This window comes from uncultured Deefgea sp., from assembly GCF_947072475.1.
Taxonomy (GTDB): Bacteria; Pseudomonadota; Gammaproteobacteria; order Burkholderiales; family Chitinibacteraceae; genus Deefgea.
Genome location: NZ_CAMTIA010000032.1, coordinates 1 through 22,332 on the forward strand (window position 1 = coordinate 1; position 22,332 = coordinate 22,332).

Consider the following 22,332-nt stretch of genomic DNA (forward strand, 5'->3'; position numbering starts at 1 on the left):
GATGCGGGATTAGCTCAGTTGGTAGAGCGATACCTTGCCAAGGTATAGGTCGAGAGTTCGAGTCTCTTATCCCGCTCCAGTTTTTAGTATTAATGAAGTGGTTATTCATTAATCAGTACGACCCCTGGCGGGGTAGCAAAATGGTTATGCCGCGGCCTGCAAAGCCGTTTACGCCGGTTCGATTCCGGCCTCCGCCTCCAAAACTAAAGTGCGAGAAATCGAACTTTAAGAAATGCTGAAGCAGTAATGCACAGCGCTCGGATGGTGAAATTGGTAGACACAAGGGACTTAAAATCCCTCGCCGAAGGGTGTGCGGGTTCAAGTCCCGCTCCGAGCACCACTAATAGAATCAAGGGTTTAGCTGAAAAGCTAGACCCTTTTTTCTTGCCCGCGAGTTAGCCCAAACCCCTCTTGGGACGTGCTTGGGGCATGACCTCAGAGCACAGCAGAATCATCCCGCCCTCCCTGAGTTGACGTTAAAACTGACAAAAATTGCGTTTATTTAATTGATAAAATACAAATTAGCAATCAATTAATTACTAACAATGTAAAATTATTGGTTTTTTTCTTAGAGCTACCACCGTAATGCACTAGATTGATACAAATCCCGTCTGGGTCGGGATATTGATTGAGGTGCACTATGTTTTTTAAGCAAAATCGGTTAATTAGCCAACTAGACAATGCGGCCGAAGCGGCTTTACGTGGCGATATGCCACGCTGGACGATGGATGGCGATGAGAAATGGCGTGCCATTGGCGATAAATTACATCGCATCTGGCATAAAAACAGCGAAGCGCTTTCTGCGGCCCTGCATGAAAAACGCGCTTTACATGATGAAGTAAGCGCTTTGCAGGAAGAACTCGCCAAGGAAAAAACGCAGTACAGTGCTTTAGAAAAACGTTTTGATCTAGTGAATCAGGCATCCAGCGAAGGCCTTTGGGATATGAGCGTGGTGGCGGGTGATCCGATTAATCCCGCCAATGTATTTTGGTGGTCAGCGACCTTCAGGCGTTTGCTCGGGTTTACCGATGAGCGAGATTTTCCTAGTGTGCTGGGGAGCTGGGCTAACCTTTTGCATCCTGACGATAAAGACCGCACACTCACGGCCTTTGCTGATCACTTAAATGATAGAAGCGGGCGCACCCCTTACGATATTGAATACCGCCTGCAATGCAAAGATAAGCAATATCGCTGGTTCCGAGCCAGAGGCGCGACACAACGTAATAGCGAAGGCGTACCGCTCAGAGTGGCGGGCTCTTTGGAGGGGATTTCCCTGCGCAAAAAGCACGAGGCCGAGCTGGATAAAACGCTAACTCGGTTCGAACTCAGCAGCGCAATGCTGTCCGAAGGCTTATGGGATATGGAAGTCGATGTGGAAAACCCAGTTAACCCGCAAAATGCCTTTTGGTGGTCGGAACAATTTAGAGCTTTATTGGGTTTTAATTCGGTGAACGAATTTCCGGATGTGCTAGAAAGCTGGGCCAGCCGCTTACACCCGGATGAAAAGCAAGGCGTACTGGATGCATTTGCCGCGCATTTAAACGATAAAACCGGCAAAACGCCCTACAGCATCGAATACCGCCTGAAGTGTAAAAACAACGAATATCACTGGTTTCGCGCCAGAGGCAAAACCCGCCGAGACAGCAATGGCGCGCCACTGCGCGTGGTGGGGGCTTTGGTCGCCATTGATGCCGAAAAGAAATCCGAGGCGCTCAGCGGTGAAAGCTCGCAAAGGCAGAGCCTAGAAAAAAGCCTTGCCGAAATCGCTACCATTGTCGGCACCATTAAATCGATTGCCGATCAGACTAATCTGCTGGCGCTGAACGCCGCCATCGAAGCCGCCCGCGCTGGCGAGGCGGGTCGTGGCTTTGCTGTGGTGGCCGATGAAGTCAGAAAACTCGCCGAAAGAACCAGCGCAGCAACGCTGGATGTAGAAAGCCTAGTTCGGCAGAGCAAGTAAGCCAGTAGCGTGCAGTGGCATCGATGGCTAGGGTCTGTTGACGTTTGGTCGCCGCTGCTGACGCGCTTTTCGCGGTGAATCAAGGCGTAGTAAGCCATGTTATGTAAGCTTGCTACGCCGCAGAATAACCGCGAAAATAGCCCAGCGTCGATGCCATTCCGGTGCTTGCCGCTCGATAGCAGCATACGCAATGCAGTTTGATGCCCACTTCTGTCAAACAGAAAATCCGACCCAAATCAATACACCCAGCGGATAACAAGGTAGAATTCGCGCTTGAGCTGGGCTGGCCAATTGTCGAACGATTAAATCGCGCCAGCGCCGCAAGAAAGCAAACGCTCACAAACCCTAGACCGCGATGGCGACTGGGGTTTTTTGTTTTGTGATGAATTTAGTCAGTGATACCTTTGGGTATAGGCTGCTAGATCTTGATACACCTTATTTAGCAGCAGATACCCACAGTAGCCTAGGCCCATATGAGCAAGATCGATACCGCCCGCGTTTTATCTATCATCCCACCGATGACGCAATTGAATACGCCCTATCCTTCCACTGCGTATTTAACGGGCTTTTTGCGCTCGCAAGGCGTGCAAGCGCAGCAAACCGACTTGGCACTGGCCTTGATGCTCAAGCTGTTTTCTAAAGACGGTTTACTCGACGTTCGCAAAAAAATCGATAAGATCCCACCCAAAAAACGCACGCCGCAAGTGGCGCTATTTGACGCGACGTTTGATCGCTACCTCAGCACGATCACCCCAACCATGGCGTTTTTGCAAGGCCGCGACTCCACCATCGGCCACCGTATCTGCAGCCGTAATTTTTTGCCTGAAGGCCAGCGTTTTGCCCAGCTCGATGCCTATGTCGACGACGAGGGGGGAGATCCGCTGGCGTGGGCATTTGGCGCGCTCGGCATGCAAGACCGCGCACGGCATTTGGGTACGCTGTATTTAAACGACATCGCCGATGTATTACGTGATGCGGTGGATTCACGCTTTGAATTTGTTCGCTATGCCGAGTCATTAGCGATGTCGCAAGCCACGTTTGATCCGCTGGCGCGGGCGCTGGCGGCGCCCACCACGATGGTCGATGATTATCTGGCCGAACTGACGCTAGAATCCGCCCTTCAGCACCAACCGAATATCGTCTTGCTGTCGGTGCCCTTCCCTGGCGCAGTATATGCCGCTTTCCGAATCGCCCAAACGATTCGCAAGCAATACCCTGATATGGTCATCGCGCTCGGTGGCGGATTTGCCAATACTGAATTGCGCGAACTCAAAGAGCCGCGCGTTTTTGATTACTTTGATTTCGTCATGCTCGATGCTGGCGAGCGCCCCTTGTTGGCGCTGCTGGAGCACTTAAAAGGCAAACGCTCACAACAACGTTTGGTGCGCACCTTTACCCGTGTTGACGGCGCGGTGAAATACATCAACTTCGTCGAGCCTGAAGTGCCGTTTGGCGAAGTCGGTACGCCCACTTGGGATGGCTTACCGCTCGATCGCTACCTATCACTACTCGATATGCTCAACCCCATGCACCGGTTGTGGTCGGATGGGCGCTGGAATAAGCTCACCGTGGCGCACGGCTGCTATTGGAAAAAATGCAGTTTTTGCGATATTACCCTCGATTATATTTCGCGCTATGAAACCACCACCGCCGAAGTATTGGTCGATCGCATCGAAGCCATCATCGCCGAAACCGGGCAAACTGGTTTTCACTTTGTCGATGAAGCAGCGCCCCCCAAAGCGCTCAAAGCACTGGCCGAAGAACTGATTCGGCGCAATATCTCGATTTCGTGGTGGGGCAATATCCGGTTTGAAAAAACCTTTAGCCCGGATCTTTGCCGATTGCTCGCCGAAAGTGGCTGTATCGCGATTTCGGGCGGGCTTGAGGTCGCATCCGATCGTCTGCTGACCTTGATGAAAAAAGGCGTGTCCGTTGAGCAAGTGGCCAAAGTGACGCAAAGTTTTACCGAGGCCGGCGTCTTGGTGCATGCGTATTTGATGTACGGCTTCCCGACGCAAACGGTGCAAGACACCGTCGATGCGCTCGAATACGTGCGGCAGCTATTTGATAATGGCTGTATTCAATCGGGATTTTTCCATCGTTTTGCCTGCACGGTGCACTCCCCAGTTGGCAAAAATCCAGAAGAATTTGGCGTTACGCTGGAAAAACTCCCTGAAATCAGCTTTGCCACCAATGATATTGGCTTTATTGATCCAACCGGGGTTGATCATGATGCGCTTGGTCGTGCGCTGAATAAAGCGCTGTATAACTATATGCACGGCATTGGTTTAGATGACGATGTGCGAGTGTGGTTTGATAGCAAAGTGCCACGCACCACCATTGCCAAACATCGCCTGGCCAAAGCATTGCAGCAATATTAAGTCGACGGGCCATCGTTGGCTATCCAGTCATCAAACGATGGTCGGTCTGAAACGCGCAGTAGCAAGCGGCTAAATGCTGCGTTGAATCGACAGCAAAGGAATGCGCTTTCTTTGCTCGATACAGTCGCTGTCACCCGCTTCGTATTCACGGCAAATCCAAGGACGCTGCGCATAAATCGTACACAGCATATTGCTACGATTAAGCGCCGCGCACCAACCATCGGCCAGACGATGCATAATCTCGCCGCCCCAAGCATCCACTTCAATGAACTCGGCGGGCACATCATCATCACCCGCAATCAGCATCACTTCTAATTGGCAACAACAGGCTTTACAACTACTACACGATACAGCGTCAGACATAGACCTCCATGGGTATATTATTACAACCTATATTAAATAAAGCTTACCGCCACATACCCAGAAAGAACGGACAATGTTCAAACTTGGTGTTGGTGCAGTGCCGCGATAGTCGATCTGGGGCTTAAAACCCGTCCAAGCGCACCGAGTGCGAAGTGAGACAAACAGTTATATCGTTTGGCTCACGACAATCGAGGGCACAGCGGAGCTGGGCGAGATCAAAAGCGCCTTTCTTTCCCCCTCTTTCTTTGGCGAGACAAAGAAAGAGGGTCCCCGTCGCGGACTGCGACTGTAAAACAATGTGCCGCAGGCACTTAAAATCATCAACACGTAATCTAAACATCACCAACGATGAAACAATCCGCTGTTTAGCGAATATACGGTAAAACAATTTCATCACTGCGGCGAGCGCCGGCGGTCACGCTACGGCAAAGCTCTAAAAAAGCCGTAATCCCTGCGGTGCGATATTTTTGTTTGTGCAACACAAAATGAAACTGCCGCGCCAAATCCAAACCTGCTACAGGTAACTCGATCAAACTGCCACGGCGAAACGCTTCTTTTAGCGCCAACCGCGAAATACAACCAATGCCCAGACCCGACTCCACCGCGCGTTTAATCGCCTCGGTATGCTCTAGCTCCAGCCGGATATCGAGCTTAGATTGCACATGCCGCATGGCGTAATCAAAGGTTTGCCGAGTGCCCGAACCGGACTCCCGAACAATCCAAGACGCGGCGAGCAAATCAGCAAAATCGATCACCCCGCCTTGCTGTAATTTGTGCGCCAAGGGATGCTCGGGCGCAGCAAATACCGCTAACTCATCGGCAATCCATGGGATGACATCCAAGTCGGCATGCTGGCAATCGCCTTCAATCAAGCCCAAATCCAGCTCATAATGCGCCACTTGCCGCACAATATGCGCGGTATTATGCACCCCCAATGAAACACGGCAGCCCGGATGCTGCCGCATAAAATCACCAATGAGTAAGGTAGCGAGATAATTACCAATGGTCAGCGTCGCACCGACACGCATCGGGCCAAAGCCTGAACGCCCGGCCAATAAGGCGTCAATTTCTGCCGCATGATCGAGTAATTGGATGGCTTGTGGTAATAAAGCTGCGCCCAATTCATTGAGCTGCAAGCGTTTGCCAATCCGATCAAATAAGCGCCGATCATACACCCGCTCTAATTCAGATAGCGCGGTGCTGGTCGCCGATTGCGATAAACCCACGCATTCTGCGGCCCGCGACACGCTCTCGCCACGACCTACGGCCACGAACACCTCTAATTGGCGCAGGGTGAATTTCATTTCGATGCCTTCAATAGATTTTGAAAATTCAATCGGCACTATAAATATCTGATCGGCTGACAGCAAGCGTTTAAACATTTTAAGCGGCCAACATCGATTGACGGGGCCGATGCCGCCAAAGCAATGCGCTCAAACCTGACGTGGTCCAGCGCATTGCAGTCATGCCGAGCACCGACTTTATAGCGTTAGCACGATGGATTCATCACACGGTGCGCACACACTAAAACATCACCGCAGCACAGGCCCGTTTGTTGCCGATCAACCCAAAGCGTCGCCATTAGATTGCCCCTCATTGGGTAGGCAACAATCAGCACAAAGCCGAAACATGGCCGCCGTTTCACAACAACAGCGCCATCCAGCCCAACTTAAATTGCGCCAAACATTCAGCCAATCACCAGCAATCCAAATCAGCGCCCAATACTCAACCCCATGGCAATGGATAAATAGCCGAAAGCTGACAAAAACTGTATGACTTCTAGTGCGCCCTGATAAGCTATGATGAATACAAATTAAATAACTCATCATTTTGGAGCCCGTTTATGCAACTAAAAACATGTTGGTTAGGCTTGGCACTGCTGCCGCTCAGCGTTTCGCTATGGGCGAGTGACAGCCAGCCGCTCGAAGTCGCGGTCAATCCATTGGTGGTTGCTAAAGCAGTGGAAATCGGAAAGAACTTGCGTAGCCTGCCCAAGGCCGAGGTGAAAGCCGTCATCACACAAGATATTCTGTCGCCATCAGGCCAAATGATTCAGGCAATGGGCAAGAGCACGATGATCATTGATGGCCACAATAAACTGTATGTAAAAATCAATAGCGACAATTTAAATCGCGAATATTTTTATAACGGCCAGCAATTAACACAATACTCCCCCACCTTGCATTACTACACCACCGTTGACGTGGCCAGCAATACCAGCGATATGCTCAATCAAGTCAAAAACGTCTATGCGCTCAATATTCCACTTAAATCGTTATTTGATATTGGCAAAGACCAAGCCGCACTCGATAAATTAACACTCGCCGAATACGTTGGCGTCAGCAAAATTAATGGTCAACTGTGTGATCATTTAGTATTTGCTCAAGCAGAATCAGTGTGGCAATTATGGACTAGCCGCAGTAAACCATCGCTACCTTGCAAGGTGCTCATTACCGATAGCAGCCAGCCCAATCGCCCGACACTCTCTGAAACCTATACTTGGAATCTGCAGCCAAAACTCAATAACAGCGAATTTACCTTTAAAGCTAAATCAGGTGATATGGCGATTCCATTTAAAAAATCAGCAGAATAAGGGGCATTGATTATGTTTAAATTCGCATCAAAAGCCAGCATTTTGGCACTGAGCACCGTGGCTTTAATTAGCATAGGCATGCCAATTCAAGCACAAGCGAAAGGTGATCACCAAAAAGGCGCTCGCCCTGCCGCGAGCAAAAACAATAAAGTCATGGACAACCGCAGTAACAATAATAAAAACGATCATCGCAAAAACAATAACAATATTAAAAACACCAATATCAGCAACAATAACGTCAATGTGAATGTCGATAATAACGGCGGCTATCGTCATGGTGATCGTTACGACAATGACTACCACCCTGTTGCGACCGCAGTGGCCGTCACCGCCGCAGTCGCGGTGACTTCGGCAGTGATTGGTAGTATTGTGAATGCCAAGCAAATGCCGACTAATTGCGTGCAAGTGATGCGTGGCAATATGGCGTATATGCAATGCGGATCAACTTGGTATCAACCGCAATATCAAGGCAGTAATGTGACTTATATTGTGGTCAATCAACCGTATTAATTCGCGGGATGCGGTGCTGATTCACGATCAGAAATGGATGATTAATGCATTTTTAGATAAAAAAATAGGCCATTTCATTTGGCCTATTTTTAATTGCAATGGATTGTTACTCATCTTGATATTTAACCGAAAAATACCCCAAAGCAGCGACTGATATTACCAAGCCGATGCGTTGGATTTTTTAGCCCGGCACTCAGCCTTCATTTTTTGCTTGGCAGCGGTTCGCTCAGCAGGGGTCATCACGCCATTTTTATCGGCGTCGACAAAATCAAAAAAAGCTTCCATTTTTTTAAGATAATCCGTTTTAGTCACTTCAACTTTTGGCATCACGCGTGGACCATCATCACAATCGGCGTAAGCCATGCTAGATCCCAAAACGGCGGTGGCCAGCAATGTGGCTTGAATCAGATGACGCATTGAAATCTCCTATTTAAACCGCTAAATACGGCCTGTTTTGAGTATAACAAAGCAAATCTAACACTCAAGCCATTATTTGCTTTATTTGTTAGTAAAAATAACCATTGTTATTTGTAATAAACAAGCGATTCATTGCTTATTGCTTCACCATAGAATGCGTCAGCAGTTTTTGATTAACAAATTGCGCGGTGATTTGCACTTTGCCGTCTTGCCAGCTGGCCGTCTCACCTTGAATCCCTAAGAAACCACCCGATTCACTCTGCGTTGGCTCGCCTAAAATCGCCACCACTTCAGCCCGGCTCATTCCCGTGGTGACTTTGTTGTAATTCTCGGCAGTGATTTTGCTACACGCCATCAGCAGCACCAGCAAAGATAAAATGAAGTAACGTTTCATACTGTTTGTCCTTGATTCCAAATAAAAAAAAACAAGCAGCCCGTAGGCTGCTTGTTATCGTAGCAATGACCGAGCGGATTAACCGAGGAAAACGCGCGCATTGCGGAACATCCGCAACCATGCGCCATCTTCTGACCAATCTTCCGGATGCCATGAGTTTTGCACCGTACGGAATACGCGCTCTGGATGCGGCATCATAATGCTAAAACGACCATCTGGCGTGGTTACACCGGCAATCCCGTCGGGCGAGCCATTTGGATTCATCGGGTAAGTTTGCGTCGCCTTGCCGTGGCTATCGACGTAACGCATCGCCACCAATGCCTTGGCTTTATCGCCTTGCTGGCTAAAATTCGCAAACCCTTCGCCGTGGCTCACCACCACCGGCATTTGGCTGCCTTCCATACCGGCAAAGAACAACGACGGCGATTTCATGACTTCGGCCATCACCAAGCGCGCTTCAAATTGCTCACTTTGATTGCGGGTAAATTTCGGCCAGTGTTCAGCGCCAGGAATAATGCCTGACAAATTGGCCATCATTTGGCAACCATTACACACGCCCAAACCAAAGGTATCGGCACGGTTAAAGAACGCTTCAAATTGTTCACGCGCAGCGCCGTTAAACAAAATCGATTTCGCCCAACCTTCACCGGCTCCGAGTACGTCGCCGTATGAGAAACCACCGCATGCCGCCAAACCATTAAAGTCAGCCAGCTGCACACGGCCGGCAATCACGTCGCTCATATGCACATCAACTGCCGAGAAACCCGCACGGGTAAACGCCGCGCCCATTTCCACATGGCCATTCACGCCTTGCTCACGTAGTACTGCAACGCGGGGTTTAACGCCCTTGCTGATATACGGTGCCGCAACGTCGTCTGACGGATTAAAGCTCAATTTGGCAAACAAGCCTTTGTCGGCTTTATCACCAATGCGCGCGTATTCAGCGTCGGCGCATTCTGGATTGTCGCGCAGACGTTGGATTTGCCAGCTGGTGTGGCTCCAAGCGCGTTGCAAATTGACGCGAGTTTCATCCAACAACAGGCGATTGCGTTTTTTGATTTTGAGCTTGTCGTCATGGTTGGTCGAACCAATCACGTGCAATTCACCCGCCAAACCGGCATTCATAAACGCCGCAATCACCGCAGCAGTATCAGAACGACGCACTTGCATTACTGCGCCGAGTTCTTCGTTAAACAACACGCCCATCACCCGGCCGTTTTCGGCGCGCTCGATGTCATCGGATGAAATTTCGTCCAATTGACGTTGACGCAAACGGCGCTCAATACACAGCTCGTCGATTTCTAGCGTGACACCGCAGTGGCTAGCAAACATCATTTCTGACACGGCAGAGATCAAACCACCGTCAGAACGATCGTGATAAGCCAGCAACTTACCATCGGCATTCAATTGCTGAACCGTCGCAAAGAAAGACTTCAGATGATCCACACTCACCACATCAGGGGCAAAATTACCCACTTGGCTATACACCTGCGCCAAGGCCGAGCCACCTAAACGGCACTTGCCAGTCCCCAAATCAATCAGCAATAAATCAGACTCAACGTCTTTGAGCACCGGCGTCAACGTTTTGGTGACGTCAGTGACCGGCGCAAAACCCGAAATCACCAAAGACAGCGGCGCAGTAACGGCTTTCGCTTCACCATCATTCCATACTGTTTTCATCGACAACGAGTCTTTACCGACTGGAATCGACACGCCCAATTGACGGCACAATTCCAAACCAACGGCAGCGACGGTATCGTATAAATTGGCGTCTTCACCCGGATGCCCAGCAGGGGCCATCCAGTTGGCTGACAATTTAACGTCGGACAATTTAGCGATTGGCGCTGCGGCAATATTGGTTAACGCTTCACCGACCGCCATGCGACCAGATGCTGGGCCAGAAATCAAAGCAAGAGGGGTACGTTCACCCATCGCCATGGCTTCGCCGCGTAGCGTGTTATACCCCATCGTAGTGACAGCAACGTCCGCCACCGGTACTTGCCACGGGCCGACCATTTGATCGCGCGCGGTGTAACCACCGACGGTACGGTCACCGATATTAATCAAGAACGATTTGTCGGCTACGGATGGCAAAGCTAAAACGCGGTAGAGCGATTCTTTTAAATCCAGCGCCGCTGAATCAAAAGTTTGCAATTCTGGCGCAACCCGCGTGACATCCCGCGTCATTTTGGGTGGTTTGCCGAGCAACACATCCATCGGCATATCGACGGGTTTATTGTCAAAGTACGGATCTTCTACTGTCAGCTGACGCTCGTCAGTCGTGCGACCAATCACCGCAAACGGGCAACGCTCGCGCTCGCAAATCGCTTCAAAGGTGAGCAAGTCGTTCGGATGAATGCCGAGCACATAGCGCTCTTGTGATTCGTTGCTCCAAATTTCTTTCGGTGCCATGCCCTTTTCTTCGATATTCACTTTACGTAAATTGAAGACCGCGCCCATGCCCGCGTCGTTCACTAGCTCTGGGAAGGCATTTGAAATCCCACCGGCACCCACGTCATGAATCGACTGGATTGGATTGTTACTGCCCATTTGCCAGCAGCGATCAATCACTTCTTGGCAACGACGTTCCATTTCTGGATTACCGCGCTGCACCGAATCAAAGTCCAAATCAGCCGCGTTTGAGCCGGTTTCCATCGACGAAGCCGCGCTGCCGCCCATACCGATTAACATGCCCGGGCCGCCGAGTTGAATCAGCAATGAGCCATCAGGCAAATCATTTTTCTTCACGTGCAAGGCGCTGATATTGCCCAAACCACCGGCAATCATGATCGGCTTGTGATAACCACGGCGCTCGCCGTTGAAATCAAGTTCAAAGGTACGGAAATAACCCGTTAGATTGGGGCGACCAAATTCATTATTAAATGCTGCCGCACCAATTGGGCCTTCGATCATAATATCGAGCGCGCTGGCGATACGATCAGGTTTGCCGTATGGCGTTTCCCACGGCTGAACATGGCCAGGTAACAACAAATTTGACACGGTAAAGCCACACAAGCCGGCTTTAGGTTTCGAGCCACGACCAGTTGCGCCCTCATCTCGAATCTCACCGCCCGAACCAGTGGCTGCGCCCGGGAATGGCGAGATCGCGGTTGGATGATTGTGGGTTTCCACTTTCATCAAAATATGCGTTTCTTCCTGCGTGAACGCATATTCAGCGCTGCCATTTTCTGAGATGGGCGCTGGGAAGAAGCGTTCAGTTAACGCGCCTTCAATCACCGATGAATTATCCGAATACGCCACCACCGTGCCTTCCGGCGCGGCTTTATGCGTTTCGCGAATCATGCCAAACAAGCTGTAGTCTTGCGCTTGGCCATCGATAATGAAATTGGCGTTAAAGATTTTATGGCGGCAATGCTCTGAGTTCGCTTGCGCAAACATCGTTAATTCCACATCGCTTGGGTTACGACCCAGCTTGGTGAAGTTCTCTACCAAGTAATCGATTTCGTCATCCGACAAAGCCAAACCATACTCGCCATTGGCTTTTTCGAGTGCCGCTTTACCACCGTTTAATACATCGACGGTTTCAAGTGGTTTTGGCTCAAAGTGACGGAATAATTCATTGCCCGCCGCCAAGCCATCAAACACTTGCTCAGTCATTCGGTCGTGAATCAGCGGTAGCAGAATGTTTTTTTCTGCGCTCGACAAAGCAGAACCATCGGCTTTGCTGGCATAAACGGCGATACCCCGTTCAATCCTTGCCACCTTGCCCGCTAAAGCGCAATGCAAGGCAATATCCGTCGCTTTAGAAGACCATGGTGAAATCGTGCCCAAACGTGGCAAGACCAAAATCGGCGTACCTTGCGCCAAATCGACTTGAGCTGGTTCTCCATAGCTCAAAATTTGCGCCAAGATTGCGGTATCGGCCTCACTCAAATCCTGAGTTTGCTCAATGAAGTGCCAGAATTCGGCGTACAAATTAACCGCAAGGCCTTGCGCAGCAAGTGCCGATGATAATTTTTCAATCCGAAATGGAGAAAGCGCGGTACCGCCGCGAAGTTGGAGCACATTGGCCATGTTTGAAATTAACCCAGAAATGTGGCAAAAAGTACGTAATGATACCGAAAAACCACCCACTTTAGGAGAAAGAAAGCGAGGAATTCCCTGCCAATATGCCCAGATTGCCGTAACCATTGCGCAATCGAGCTGACCACACCCATGCACGATTAATCAGGCCACACTGTTTTTTTAGGATTTTGCCAAGGCGAAAACCAGCGATCAGCGGCAGCTAATTGCAGCGCACTATCTAGGGTCTGTTGACGTTTGGTTTGCCAGCCGCGTTTGCGCGGATTTTGGCCTGACGCCGAAATGCACGCGGGCTCAGTCCAAGTCGGACACTAAACTGCTGATAAAAATGACTCAAACACGGATAACCGCTTTGATTGGCCACCCAATCAATACCTCGATCAGTGGTAAGCAATAAATGGCTGGCATGGGCGATGCGTAAACGCATGAGCTCTTGGCTAAAACTCGATTTCATTTGCTGCAAAAATAAGCGCTTGAGCGTCGTCACACTGCATGCGGCGACTTCGGCCAATTCGCCCAAAGTCACCGATTGTAGATAATGGCTTTGTAAATGCGTCATGGCTTTAATTAAACGGCGATCGGGCTCTAATTGCGCGACTTCGCAATCAATAAAGCGCGCGGCGGTGTCTTTTTCTAATTCAGACAAAATATCCAGCACTGCAATCAAGCGCTTTACGCCTGTGAGTTCATGTAAACGCGCTAATCGCGGTGCCAGCAATTGGCTAAATGCCGGGCTAAACACCACCCCTTGCCGAATTTGCGCCAGCCATTGGCACAAATGGCGTAATTCTGGCATGCCGTGCTCGGTCAATGCCACCAGCCAATCCAGTCGAAACAACACCACTTGTAATTCCAGCGCCGCGCCATCGCTGCGTACCGGAGCTTGCCAGCTATGCGGTTGATTGGGGGCCACCAAAGCTAAATCACATTCAGTGATGCTTTCTATATCATGCCCAATATGGCGTTGCCCGCCCGCACCCAGCGTTAAAGTCAGCTCATATTCGGGATGAAAGTGATAATTAAACGCAATATGCTCCGCCACATGATGATTTAAACGCCATGCATGGCCTTGCGAATTACCAATCCATTCTCTAATGAGCATCTGTCACCTTTCGTTTGAGCCAATCATATACTTTATTGAGCCAATAGCAGATAAAATCAGCGGAACTCGCGGTATAACTGCACTATCGGTGCGTTGTCGCAGCATCCGAACGACAGCCCACCGGCAATGCTCGCATTGTACGGGTGGCGCTTTTACACTGTCGCATGGGCAAAAGACCCACTTCAACCAAGCAAAGGGAGAGTTAAAACAATGAGCAATCCAGCTGGCGCACACCTCAAACTATCATGGGCCAATAAAACCAACGCCCATAACGGCGATAATTTTCTTGCCGAGCTTCGCCTCGTCAATCTCTCTGATCAAATCTTGCCGGCATCGGGCTGGGCTTTGTATTTTAATACTTGCCGCAAAATCAAACCCGAAACCGTCGGCGGTGATGTTGAAGTCACGCATGTGAACGGCGACTTTTGGCGCTTGGCCCCTAAAGCCGGTTTTGCTGCGGTAGCCCCGGGCGAGACGCGCACCTTTACCTATGAAGGCCTGTATTGGGTGATTGCCGAAACCGATGCGCCACTGGGTTTTTACATTGTGTATAACGACGGCCAAGAGAACGCCTACCACGAAACGATGGGTGATCCTGAAATCGCACCGTTTATTACCGAGCAGCAACGCCATCGTAAAGCCGATGATTTAGTGCCGCTGAGCACCCCAGCACTGACGTTTGAACACAACCAAGATTTGCAGCAACTGCCGATCGAGCAAGTTGGCAAAATCACCCCAAGCCCATTGTCGAGCGAATGGCTCAGCGGTGCGTTTTGCATCAACAAAGACACCTTAATTGTTCACAGCAGCCAATTGGCCACCGAAGCGCGCTTTTTGCGCACTGCGATTCATGATGTGAGCCGCGTTTATTTACAGCAAGCCGCCATTCGCCCAACAGGCAGCCAAGCGATTGTGTTGCAAATCGGCGCCGTCACGGTCAATGACACCTTAGCGCCCAACGAAGCGTATTCATTGCAGATTAATGCCAATGAAATCATCATTACCGGCGCGAGCGCGCACGGCGTGTTTAATGCTTTACAAAGTCTGCGTCAGCTCCTGCCGGTCGCTGCCTTTCTCAATCCACAAGCGGAACTAAGCGTCCCTTGCTGCCGAATTATTGACGCGCCGCGCTTTGCGTATCGCGGCATGCATTTAGACGTTGGCCGTAATTTCAGCAGCAAAGACAGTGTCTTGCGCCTACTGGACTGCATGGCGCTATATAAACTCAATCAATTTCATTTTCACATCACCGACGATGAAGGCTGGCGCCTAGAAATCCCTAGCCTGCCAGAACTCACCGAAATCGGCAGCCAACGCGGCTTTACTCAAACTGAAACCGACCATTTAGTGCCGTGCTTTGGCTCTGGTGGTGATGTGAGCAACCCTGCTGGCAGTGGTTTTTACAGCCGTGCTGACTTTATCGAAATTTTGCAATTTGCCACCGCGCGCCACATCGAAGTCGTGCCAGAAATCGACGTTCCTGGTCATGCCCGTGCGGCAATTAAGGCGATGAACCTGCGCTACCACCGCTTGATGGCGCAAGGACAAACCGAAGCCGCCAAACACTATTTGCTGTGCGACTTTGACGATGCATCCGACTATGAATCAGTGCAATTGTGGCACGACAATGTGATCTGCATCGCCCAAGAGTCTTGCTACAATTTTATCGAAACAGTACTGCACGATTTACAAGCGATGTACCTTGAAGCAGGTGCGCCGCTAACCACGATGCACACCGGTGGCGACGAAGTACCGCACGGCGCATGGGAAAAATCCCCGGTTTGCCAAGCCTTTATGCAAGCACAAGGCATGACGCAAATCGTTCAATTACAAAATTACTTCCTCGCCCGTTACCGTGATTTATTGAAAAAGTACGGCTTGGTATTTGGTGGCTGGGAAGAAATCGCCTTAGTCAAAACCGAAGTCAATGGCGAGCACACCCATGGGCCAAATCCAGAGTTTGTAAACGCCAACTTCCGCCCTTACGTATGGAACAATGTTTGGGGCTGGGGGCAAGAAGACTTTGCTTATCAATTGGCCAATGCCGGTTATAAAACCGTGTTATCCAATGTGACCAATTTGTACTTTGACTTGGCCTATAGCAAAGACCCTGCCGAGCCCGGTTACTACTGGGGTGGCTTTATCGAAACCCGTGGCGCATTTGAATTTTGCCCCTTGGATATTTTCACCACCGCCACCGTCGATTTAATGGGCCACCCGCTCGATAAAGAAAAAATAGCCAGTAAAGTGCGCTTAACGCCAGCCGGGGTGAACAATATCATCGGGATTCAAGGCCAGCTGTGGGCCGAAAACATCCGTGATGCGGCCCGTTTGGAATACCTAGCCATGCCACGCATGATCGCCTTGGCCGAGCGCGCTTGGGCGCGAGATCCAAAATGGACTTTGATCGCCGATGCAGAAACGCGCCAAGTCCAAATGGATGCCGATTGGAATGAGTTTGCCAATCGTCTTGGCCAACGTGAACTAGCGCGTTTGGATGGATTTTTAGGTGGCTATGGCTACCGCATCCCATTGCCGGGTGCCAAAGTTGTAAATGGTCAATTGCTCGCCAATGTCTCAGCACCGGGTTTAACCATTCGCTACACCGTTGATGGCAGCGAGCCCACCGCCCAATCGGCGCAATACACCAGCGCGCTCGATTACGCGGCGCTCAGCCAAGCCGCTGGATTTACTGGCGTGAAGCTGGCCACCTTTAGCAGCAGCAATCGCAAGAGCGCTACGGTTGTAGTCAACTAAAGCAGCAGTATTTCTGATTAGGCCCCGCATGACGCGGGGCTTTTTTGCGTCGAAATTCAATCAAGCGGCAGGCGTTTTCTTGCTGTGGCCTTGACGGCTGGCCATCAAACGCTTGCGCTAAGGCGACGAATAGCTCGCAGATATAAGTATAAAAAACAGATGTATATTAATGCAGCCCTTTGTATACATCACTCAAATCAATATACCCATGCATTTAGTTGAGTTAAGTGTTCTTAATAACGCCCCCCTTGCCGCCTTATTAACCGCTACCGCCCTATTGCACGCTTTGCTTCACGCATTCAGGCTGATGGCACAGCGCGTCTTGTTAGCCTCAAGGTCAAGCAACCATCTGCCAAAAACAATCCAATGCATCTATTACAAAACGATGCAGCCGTAGCATCGCGCATAAAAAAGCCCCATCAATCGATGGGGCTTAGGCATTCAAACCGCCAATTTAATTTATTCAGAAATGAACAATTCAATTTCAACGTTTTCTGCCGAATATTGAATCTGCGCCAACAAGACCGCATCAACAAAATTAGCAAACCGGCGCAATACAATCGAATTGGCTAACGCTGGGCCCATTTCAGAGCGGAACTCGCCCACATACTGCAAAGCGCCAACGTGATTGGTTTCTAGCTCATCTTCATTATCACTAATAATGCTCTTAATTTTTTTGCGAATTTCTTTTACTTCTTTAAATAAATCACTTGAAATTTCGCACAATTGAGCAAATTGAATCGCAATATCAATCTTGCTGCCTGGCACTAAAAAGCGACTTAAAGTACGCGATGCATTCTGCAATAATTCTAATTCCAAATCATCCACATACAAATCCATCGGGAAATGACCATCAACCGCCTTAAGCGCCTGACGAATTCCTTCATTCGACTTTAATGCTTCAGGTAAACGATTGCTCGCCCGGGCGCCGACTTTATAACGACCTTTATTGCTCATTTAATGCTCCTAGCTTTCGATTTACAAAAGAGTGTATCTCAGCAGTGTGACGCCCCTTTTAATTAGCATCAAGTATGAAGTACATCCCACGACAAAAAGCCATCAAGTCCCATCAAGCCAACACCAACACCACGCGCCCTAAGCTCATCCTCCACGCCAAGCACCGCCAAACCAGCGATTAAATTTTGACGTCAATTCAATCATTTATCCGAAATACCAGCAAAAAACAGCACGCAGGGGTTTACAAAACCGCCTAGCCTAGCTAGAATTCGCCACCTCACTGAATTGAGCAATCTATTCAGTATGTAGTGCGCGATTGGTGGAATTGGTAGACACGCAGCGTTGAGGTCGCTGTGCCCTTACAGGCGTGCGAGTTCGAGTCTCGTGTTGCGCACCACAAAAAACATTAACCCCGACCAGCTTTGCTTTGCGGGGTTTTTTGTTGTCTGCAGCACCGCAGGTGAGTCAAATTTCAATCGGTGAAAACAAGCTAGATAAGCTTGTGGATGTGACTCACAATCACAGCGTTTATTACAGATTGAGTCATTTTGATAAACCCACTATGCCTCTTTATTCCGATTTAAGATTTGTTACGGGCTTGCTACCAGACGTAGTCTGGCTGCGTGTTGTGTACCCAGCCACTGGGTAGATCCACTGCCAAAATGCAATATCAATGCTTCTGTTTTGCCATTGTTGCTTGGTCGCACATCCGCAGTCCAATAAGGGAATCGGCCGGTGTGTGGGAAAAATCCGCTGGCAATTCGTGGGTTACCCACAAAACCGGTATCAAGTAACAAACTGGTCAGCTCTTTCGCGCTGGGCACACGCCAATTACTGACACCGCACCAAGCTTGCTGATTCGCTAAAACCATTAAATCGCGTGTATCGCAGGGACTTACTTTCATGCTCGCATCGCTGCAACTGCCGGCTTTTTCTACGCCAAGGCGATGCGTCGCATCAAACCAAGAATACGTTGCCGCATTAAAATGTAAGCCTTCATTATCGCTTTTATTTTCCCAAAGCAAGCCGGTATTCAGGTCGCGTATACATGACCAAGGGCCTGCGCTTACTGGCAGAGCACGACCTTGCGCGTCTGTTTTCTGCCAACGATCACTGGCATTGGCCTGCATACCGCTCAACAGCGCCAAACAGAAGATAAGATGTTTCATGATTGACCCTCAAAATGGAGTTGCAGGGGGCGCAAATGATAGCTGTGTTGGGTTTGCTGATGATCAAAGACCGCCACCCACATAAATAAGCCTTCATTCAAGGCTAAATCAAAGGGGGATTCGGTTTTGATGCCGCGTACCGCCTCGAGTGTCCACACGCCCTTATGCCAACTCGCCATCGCCCGCACATCACCGCGATCACCTTCAAACATCGTGGTCCACAGTACCGATGGCATCCGAGTGCCGACTGGGTATTGATCCGCTGCTGACGAGTACGGCAAAGTTTCGTACCATGACATGCCCCAAACGAGCTGGGGATCGTTGGGTTTGGCAGCTTGAAAACGCGCTAATTGTGCAGGATCACGCGGCAGTCGCTTGGGCGTCACAATGCCATTGCTTGGCCAAGCCCAGTTTTCGCTATAACCACCCGATTGCAAGGGATCTGATTTGTAGCCTGCGGTATAGCGAATCTCGCCGGGTACCTCAGGGTAAGCCGCTGCAAAATGGCTATCATCTAGCTGCTTAGTGCCATGATTGCGTACCGATTTCCAGTGCCACACATCCAGCAGTGCTCCTTGCGCCGCATGGTAACCACGCCCTGTCCTATTGGCTGCGTATCCTGCCAAGGGCTGCGAGCCCAAGAGCATACTGCCCGCGCCTGCTGCGTCGGGGGCACGAGCCAACATCACCGCAAACTTGTCTTCATAAAACTGAGTTTCATCATTGCGCAGCAAGCCAGTTTGTTCGATGCGCCAGCCTTGTGCAGTTTTAACTAAGGGCAAATGCTGCAAACTTGGCGTTGTATCAGGCCAGCTAAAGCGAAAATAAACAACTTCACCCTGACGCAAACCCTGCACGGTGACCGGAGTTTCTGCGGCATTTGCGCCAATATTCAGCGTTTTAACGGTGTGTAATGGTGCGCTTTGCCAAGCACTTTCGTTAGCCAGCCCATCAATGACAATCTCTTGATCCAGTGCCAAATTAGCAATTCGTAATTGCGGCGTTAAATACGGCATGATCCACGCCGACCCTAGCCACAACACGGCCGCGAGCGAGACAGGAAGCCAGAATTTCCACCCGACCTGCCGCACAACCTTCAGTTTGGGCAAAAGAATCGCCCGAACCTGTAGCCAAGGTGAATAGATCATTTGAGAAAATGCATGAACAATGAGGTATACGAACGCAGAGTAGGCCAAATAACGATGCAGAAGCAATACCCACCCATCTAATGCAGCACTACCGCCAAAATACAAAGCCCCACCGAGGATGAGCAGCGATAAAAATAAATAGCGTGCGAAATGAATCAAATATCGATTCCAAGTTTCCGCCAGCGTGCTACTTGCTACGCGCGCGGGCGCATGCCAATGATGCCAAACAAAGATCAATGCCAATACACACCAAGCAAAGCCCAAACTCAAATGCAATCCATGCATACCGCCCTGCGGCAAATAGGCATTGAACACGGAGAAAAAATCACCTCGCCCTGCGCTCAACGCCAAGCGCAGTCCACTCAATACACTGCCGAGCAACAGCAAAATCGCACAGCAATGCAAAACGACGACCCGCGAATAATATTTTGCGACCGACATAAAATCACTTTCATCCTAACGATTGAAAAAAATCACCGCCCGTAAAGGGCGGTGATCGATTGCACAGGCTTAAGAGGGCTTAAGGCGCAAAGTTCAAAATCAATTTCGCTGGATTACCACCTTCACGAGACGTTATATCAACACCATCGCTGGTACCGCCGCTGAGCATTACGACGCCATTATTGGGCGTGCTGCCGTTTAACCAGCCTTGGATTAAAGCCAGACCCGCGGCATTCAAAGTGATACTTGCAGTACCTGTGGCGCTGGGCGTAAAGCTACCCAGTAAATTACCACCACTGGCTTGGCTAAACGCCGTACTGGTCTCACTCCAGGTATTGCTCATTGCGTACAAGTTATACATGCCCTTGGATAAATTACTGACATTAAATTGCACCGTCGCCGATTTTAGCTGACCCGTTGTGCCCGCTACATTCCAGCCAAACAAAGCGCGTAATTGAGCACCGGCATCATTACCGTCGGCATAGACTGTTGCACCATTACTCAGCGCACCAGTGCTGCTAATGGTGACATCGCGTACCGCCAATAAAGTTTTGCTGCTGGTCGGTGTGGTGCTGGGTGTTGCTGTAGCCGTTGGTGTCGCAGTGGGTGTAGCAGAAGGTTGAATCGTTGGCGTTGCGCTGGGTACTGGGGTCGGCGCGATGACTTCATTTAATTCAGTAAAATTATCACTCGCCAATTTCAAGCTATACACATCACCCACTGTTGCGGCATTCCACAAACTCCAACCCGTAGGCAACGTTAATGGGTCAGCATCACGGTTGGCTTTACTCACCGTGCTCGTGCTCGCCTCGCTATTTAAGTAAACCGTGCGAATATTCATCGCAGCGGCACTCACTTGAATCACATTGAAGTGTGCAAAACTACCTTGATCCACAATCCATGGCGAAACACGGTCGGCAGTCCGTACCGGAGCACCCCAAGCACCTTCGCCGATATAAACGGTTCCCGTCGCCGATTCTTGGTAATTACTTCCCAACGGGCGAACAGGTTTGGTGAGTTTGGCAATATGCGTGTCAGATTCATTCACCAAATTCATGCGGTAATCTTGGAATGTCGTAGCCCAATCCAGAGCGATTTGCGTGATCGCCGGTTTGCTCGTACTGCGTGGGAACATCGGTCGATGATACTGCCCAAAGCGCCAACGCGTGCTGCTGTAAAAAGCGGGCATATCGCTTTTCAGCCAAGCTAATTGTGCCGTCCGCTCATTGGCATAGCTCGACGACTCTAGCTCCGTATTCAAGGTATACACCCGCATTAAGGTGCCGATATTGACGCCAAAATAAGTATCTCGCAAAGAACATAGCCCATTGCGATCAGCATCTACGCCAAATACCGAGCACATAAAATTCATATCTGAAGCTTCATGATTGCCCACTGTTGGAATGATCGGGTGAACTTGCTTCACGGTGATACCGTTAACTGTGGTCGGAGAAAAAGTCAGATTCCAATCATCAAGCCAGCTTTCAACTTCGCTGGCGCTGTGGTTATCAGTAAAATCGCCACTAAACAGAATGAAATGAGGGCGAATTTTTTGAACCAAGCGATTACCCTGCTGGCGTACCGCACGGTCTGTACGCGAATCACCACCCGCAATCGCGGTAACGCTGCGATCATCCGCTGCTGCCGTTCGGAAAAAATACATTTCACTACAACCGGCGCTATCACATGCACGGAAAAAGTAATCGGTATTTGGATTTAAGTTTTGTAAGCGAACGAAATAATTATCCAGCGTTGATTTAAAAGTACGCGGCACAGCACTACTACTACTCAACCAAGTGCTTTCAGTCGTACTCGTACCATACTTGATATATTGCCCAGTCGATGTGGTAGTACCGCTTTTAGAAAACGCGACAACAGCTTCATTCGCTGGATTGGCATCCCACACCACCCGAACATTTTTAACGCTGGCAAAACTAGTGCCCGCCAATAGAACGGCACTAAGGCACGCCAACTTCATTACAGCAAGAGTCATGATTACGTCCTTTTTTAATTGAGTCTCCACCAAAAATCAGGATCGTAACGAGCAACTATTACGCTGACGTTGCATTGAGCAAGCCAAGTAATTAAGCCCCTTA

General features: G+C 49.9%; 16 protein-coding genes and 4 tRNA genes. 10 read left to right on the forward strand and 10 right to left on the reverse strand.

Annotation, left to right across the window (positions count from 1 at the left end; genetic code table 11):
* The first annotated feature begins 3 nt into the window (after positions 1-3).
* From Q0V82_RS10860 to Q0V82_RS10880, 5 genes are all read left to right on the forward strand, one after another.
* Positions 4-79: transfer RNA gene (locus Q0V82_RS10860), tRNA-Gly, on the forward strand.
* Positions 80-126: 47 nt separating this feature from the next.
* Positions 127-200: transfer RNA gene (locus Q0V82_RS10865), tRNA-Cys, on the forward strand.
* Positions 201-255: 55 nt separating this feature from the next.
* Positions 256-340 (forward strand) — tRNA-Leu (locus tag Q0V82_RS10870).
* 300 nt (positions 341-640) lie between these two features.
* Positions 641-1,960, forward strand: a complete 1,320-nt coding sequence (locus tag Q0V82_RS10875; protein ID WP_297575644.1) for a PAS domain-containing methyl-accepting chemotaxis protein — start codon at positions 641-643, stop codon at positions 1,958-1,960.
* Between the two features lie 473 nt (positions 1,961-2,433).
* Positions 2,434-4,341, forward strand: coding sequence for a radical SAM protein (locus Q0V82_RS10880; RefSeq protein WP_297575646.1), 1,908 nt, complete (start codon positions 2,434-2,436; stop codon positions 4,339-4,341).
* A gap of 69 nt (positions 4,342-4,410) precedes the next feature.
* On the opposite strand, the gene Q0V82_RS10885 is transcribed toward Q0V82_RS10880, so the two are convergent.
* Together Q0V82_RS10885 and Q0V82_RS10890 are read right to left on the reverse strand one after the other, a co-directional pair.
* A complete protein-coding gene (locus tag Q0V82_RS10885; protein WP_297575648.1) occupies positions 4,411-4,704 on the reverse strand; it encodes a YkgJ family cysteine cluster protein in 294 nt (97 codons plus the stop codon).
* A 365-nt stretch (positions 4,705-5,069) separates the two neighbouring features.
* Positions 5,070-6,008, reverse strand: a complete 939-nt coding sequence (locus tag Q0V82_RS10890) for a LysR substrate-binding domain-containing protein (protein WP_297575650.1) — start codon at positions 6,006-6,008, stop codon at positions 5,070-5,072.
* Positions 6,009-6,547: 539 nt separating this feature from the next.
* Here Q0V82_RS10890 and Q0V82_RS10895 point away from each other — a divergent pair.
* Entirely contained in the window at positions 6,548-7,297 is a 750-nt protein-coding gene (locus tag Q0V82_RS10895) for a DUF2092 domain-containing protein (RefSeq protein WP_297575652.1), read from the forward strand.
* A 12-nt stretch (positions 7,298-7,309) separates the two neighbouring features.
* Positions 7,310-7,807 carry a hypothetical protein gene (locus tag Q0V82_RS10900; RefSeq protein ID WP_297575654.1) on the forward strand — a complete coding sequence of 166 codons (498 nt, stop codon included), beginning with the start codon at positions 7,310-7,312 and terminating at the stop codon, positions 7,805-7,807.
* 156 nt (positions 7,808-7,963) lie between these two features.
* On the opposite strand, the gene Q0V82_RS10905 is transcribed toward Q0V82_RS10900, so the two are convergent.
* The 3 genes from Q0V82_RS10905 to purL all read right to left on the reverse strand — a co-directional run bounded on the left by Q0V82_RS10905 (position 7,964) and on the right by purL (position 12,653).
* Positions 7,964-8,224: a hypothetical protein gene (locus Q0V82_RS10905; RefSeq protein WP_297575656.1), complete on the reverse strand. Its 261-nt coding sequence runs from the start codon at positions 8,222-8,224 to the stop codon at positions 7,964-7,966.
* Positions 8,225-8,360: 136 nt separating this feature from the next.
* Entirely contained in the window at positions 8,361-8,618 is a 258-nt protein-coding gene (bamE, locus tag Q0V82_RS10910; RefSeq protein WP_221021142.1) for an outer membrane protein assembly factor BamE, read from the reverse strand.
* A 78-nt stretch (positions 8,619-8,696) separates the two neighbouring features.
* Positions 8,697-12,653: a phosphoribosylformylglycinamidine synthase gene (gene purL, locus Q0V82_RS10915; protein ID WP_297575658.1), complete on the reverse strand. Its 3,957-nt coding sequence runs from the start codon at positions 12,651-12,653 to the stop codon at positions 8,697-8,699.
* Between purL and Q0V82_RS10920 the strand changes: the two genes are divergently transcribed.
* Positions 12,652-12,786: a hypothetical protein gene (locus Q0V82_RS10920; RefSeq protein ID WP_297575660.1), complete on the forward strand. Its 135-nt coding sequence runs from the start codon at positions 12,652-12,654 to the stop codon at positions 12,784-12,786. The genes purL and Q0V82_RS10920 overlap by 2 nt on opposite strands.
* A 96-nt stretch (positions 12,787-12,882) precedes the next feature.
* Here Q0V82_RS10920 and Q0V82_RS10925 read toward each other — a convergent pair whose 3' ends face one another.
* Complete coding sequence (locus Q0V82_RS10925; protein WP_297575662.1) at positions 12,883-13,764, reverse strand: AraC family transcriptional regulator; 882 nt, start codon at positions 13,762-13,764, stop codon at positions 12,883-12,885.
* Positions 13,765-13,974: 210 nt separating this feature from the next.
* Between Q0V82_RS10925 and Q0V82_RS10930 the strand changes: the two genes are divergently transcribed.
* Complete coding sequence (locus Q0V82_RS10930) at positions 13,975-16,521, forward strand: family 20 glycosylhydrolase (protein WP_297575665.1); 2,547 nt, start codon at positions 13,975-13,977, stop codon at positions 16,519-16,521.
* A 459-nt stretch (positions 16,522-16,980) separates the two neighbouring features.
* Here Q0V82_RS10930 and Q0V82_RS10935 read toward each other — a convergent pair whose 3' ends face one another.
* Complete coding sequence (locus tag Q0V82_RS10935) at positions 16,981-17,478, reverse strand: hypothetical protein (RefSeq protein ID WP_297575667.1); 498 nt, start codon at positions 17,476-17,478, stop codon at positions 16,981-16,983.
* A gap of 310 nt (positions 17,479-17,788) precedes the next feature.
* Between Q0V82_RS10935 and Q0V82_RS10940 the strand changes: the two genes are divergently transcribed.
* A tRNA-Leu gene (locus Q0V82_RS10940) sits at positions 17,789-17,875 on the forward strand.
* A gap of 193 nt (positions 17,876-18,068) precedes the next feature.
* Here the strand turns inward: Q0V82_RS10940 and Q0V82_RS10945 are convergent.
* The 3 genes from Q0V82_RS10945 to Q0V82_RS10955 form a co-directional block, all read right to left on the reverse strand.
* A complete protein-coding gene (locus Q0V82_RS10945) occupies positions 18,069-18,647 on the reverse strand; it encodes a DUF1566 domain-containing protein (protein ID WP_297575669.1) in 579 nt (192 codons plus the stop codon).
* Positions 18,644-20,236, reverse strand: a complete 1,593-nt coding sequence (locus Q0V82_RS10950) for an ethylbenzene dehydrogenase-related protein (RefSeq protein WP_297575671.1) — start codon at positions 20,234-20,236, stop codon at positions 18,644-18,646. Before Q0V82_RS10950 ends, Q0V82_RS10945 begins: the two co-directional genes overlap by 4 nt.
* A gap of 79 nt (positions 20,237-20,315) precedes the next feature.
* Complete coding sequence (locus Q0V82_RS10955; protein ID WP_297575673.1) at positions 20,316-22,229, reverse strand: fibronectin type III domain-containing protein; 1,914 nt, start codon at positions 22,227-22,229, stop codon at positions 20,316-20,318.
* Between the last annotated feature and the right edge of the window lie 103 nt (positions 22,230-22,332).

Coding starts and splice junctions, on each gene's coding strand:
- Q0V82_RS10875 (WP_297575644.1), top strand. CDS start 641: ATGTTTTTTAAGCAAAATCGGTTAATTAGCCAACTAGACAATGCGGCC.
- Q0V82_RS10880 (WP_297575646.1), top strand. CDS start 2,434: ATGAGCAAGATCGATACCGCCCGCGTTTTATCTATCATCCCACCGATG.
- Q0V82_RS10885 (WP_297575648.1), bottom strand. CDS start 4,704: ATGTCTGACGCTGTATCGTGTAGTAGTTGTAAAGCCTGTTGTTGCCAA.
- Q0V82_RS10890 (WP_297575650.1), bottom strand. CDS start 6,008: ATGAAATTCACCCTGCGCCAATTAGAGGTGTTCGTGGCCGTAGGTCGT.
- Q0V82_RS10895 (WP_297575652.1), top strand. CDS start 6,548: ATGCAACTAAAAACATGTTGGTTAGGCTTGGCACTGCTGCCGCTCAGC.
- Q0V82_RS10900 (WP_297575654.1), top strand. CDS start 7,310: ATGTTTAAATTCGCATCAAAAGCCAGCATTTTGGCACTGAGCACCGTG.
- Q0V82_RS10905 (WP_297575656.1), bottom strand. CDS start 8,224: ATGCGTCATCTGATTCAAGCCACATTGCTGGCCACCGCCGTTTTGGGA.
- bamE (WP_221021142.1), bottom strand. CDS start 8,618: ATGAAACGTTACTTCATTTTATCTTTGCTGGTGCTGCTGATGGCGTGT.
- Q0V82_RS10920 (WP_297575660.1), top strand. CDS start 12,652: ATGTTTGAAATTAACCCAGAAATGTGGCAAAAAGTACGTAATGATACC.
- purL (WP_297575658.1), bottom strand. CDS start 12,653: ATGGCCAATGTGCTCCAACTTCGCGGCGGTACCGCGCTTTCTCCATTT.
- Q0V82_RS10925 (WP_297575662.1), bottom strand. CDS start 13,764: ATGCTCATTAGAGAATGGATTGGTAATTCGCAAGGCCATGCATGGCGT.
- Q0V82_RS10930 (WP_297575665.1), top strand. CDS start 13,975: ATGAGCAATCCAGCTGGCGCACACCTCAAACTATCATGGGCCAATAAA.
- Q0V82_RS10935 (WP_297575667.1), bottom strand. CDS start 17,478: ATGAGCAATAAAGGTCGTTATAAAGTCGGCGCCCGGGCGAGCAATCGT.
- Q0V82_RS10945 (WP_297575669.1), bottom strand. CDS start 18,647: ATGAAACATCTTATCTTCTGTTTGGCGCTGTTGAGCGGTATGCAGGCC.
- Q0V82_RS10950 (WP_297575671.1), bottom strand. CDS start 20,236: ATGTCGGTCGCAAAATATTATTCGCGGGTCGTCGTTTTGCATTGCTGT.
- Q0V82_RS10955 (WP_297575673.1), bottom strand. CDS start 22,229: ATGACTCTTGCTGTAATGAAGTTGGCGTGCCTTAGTGCCGTTCTATTG.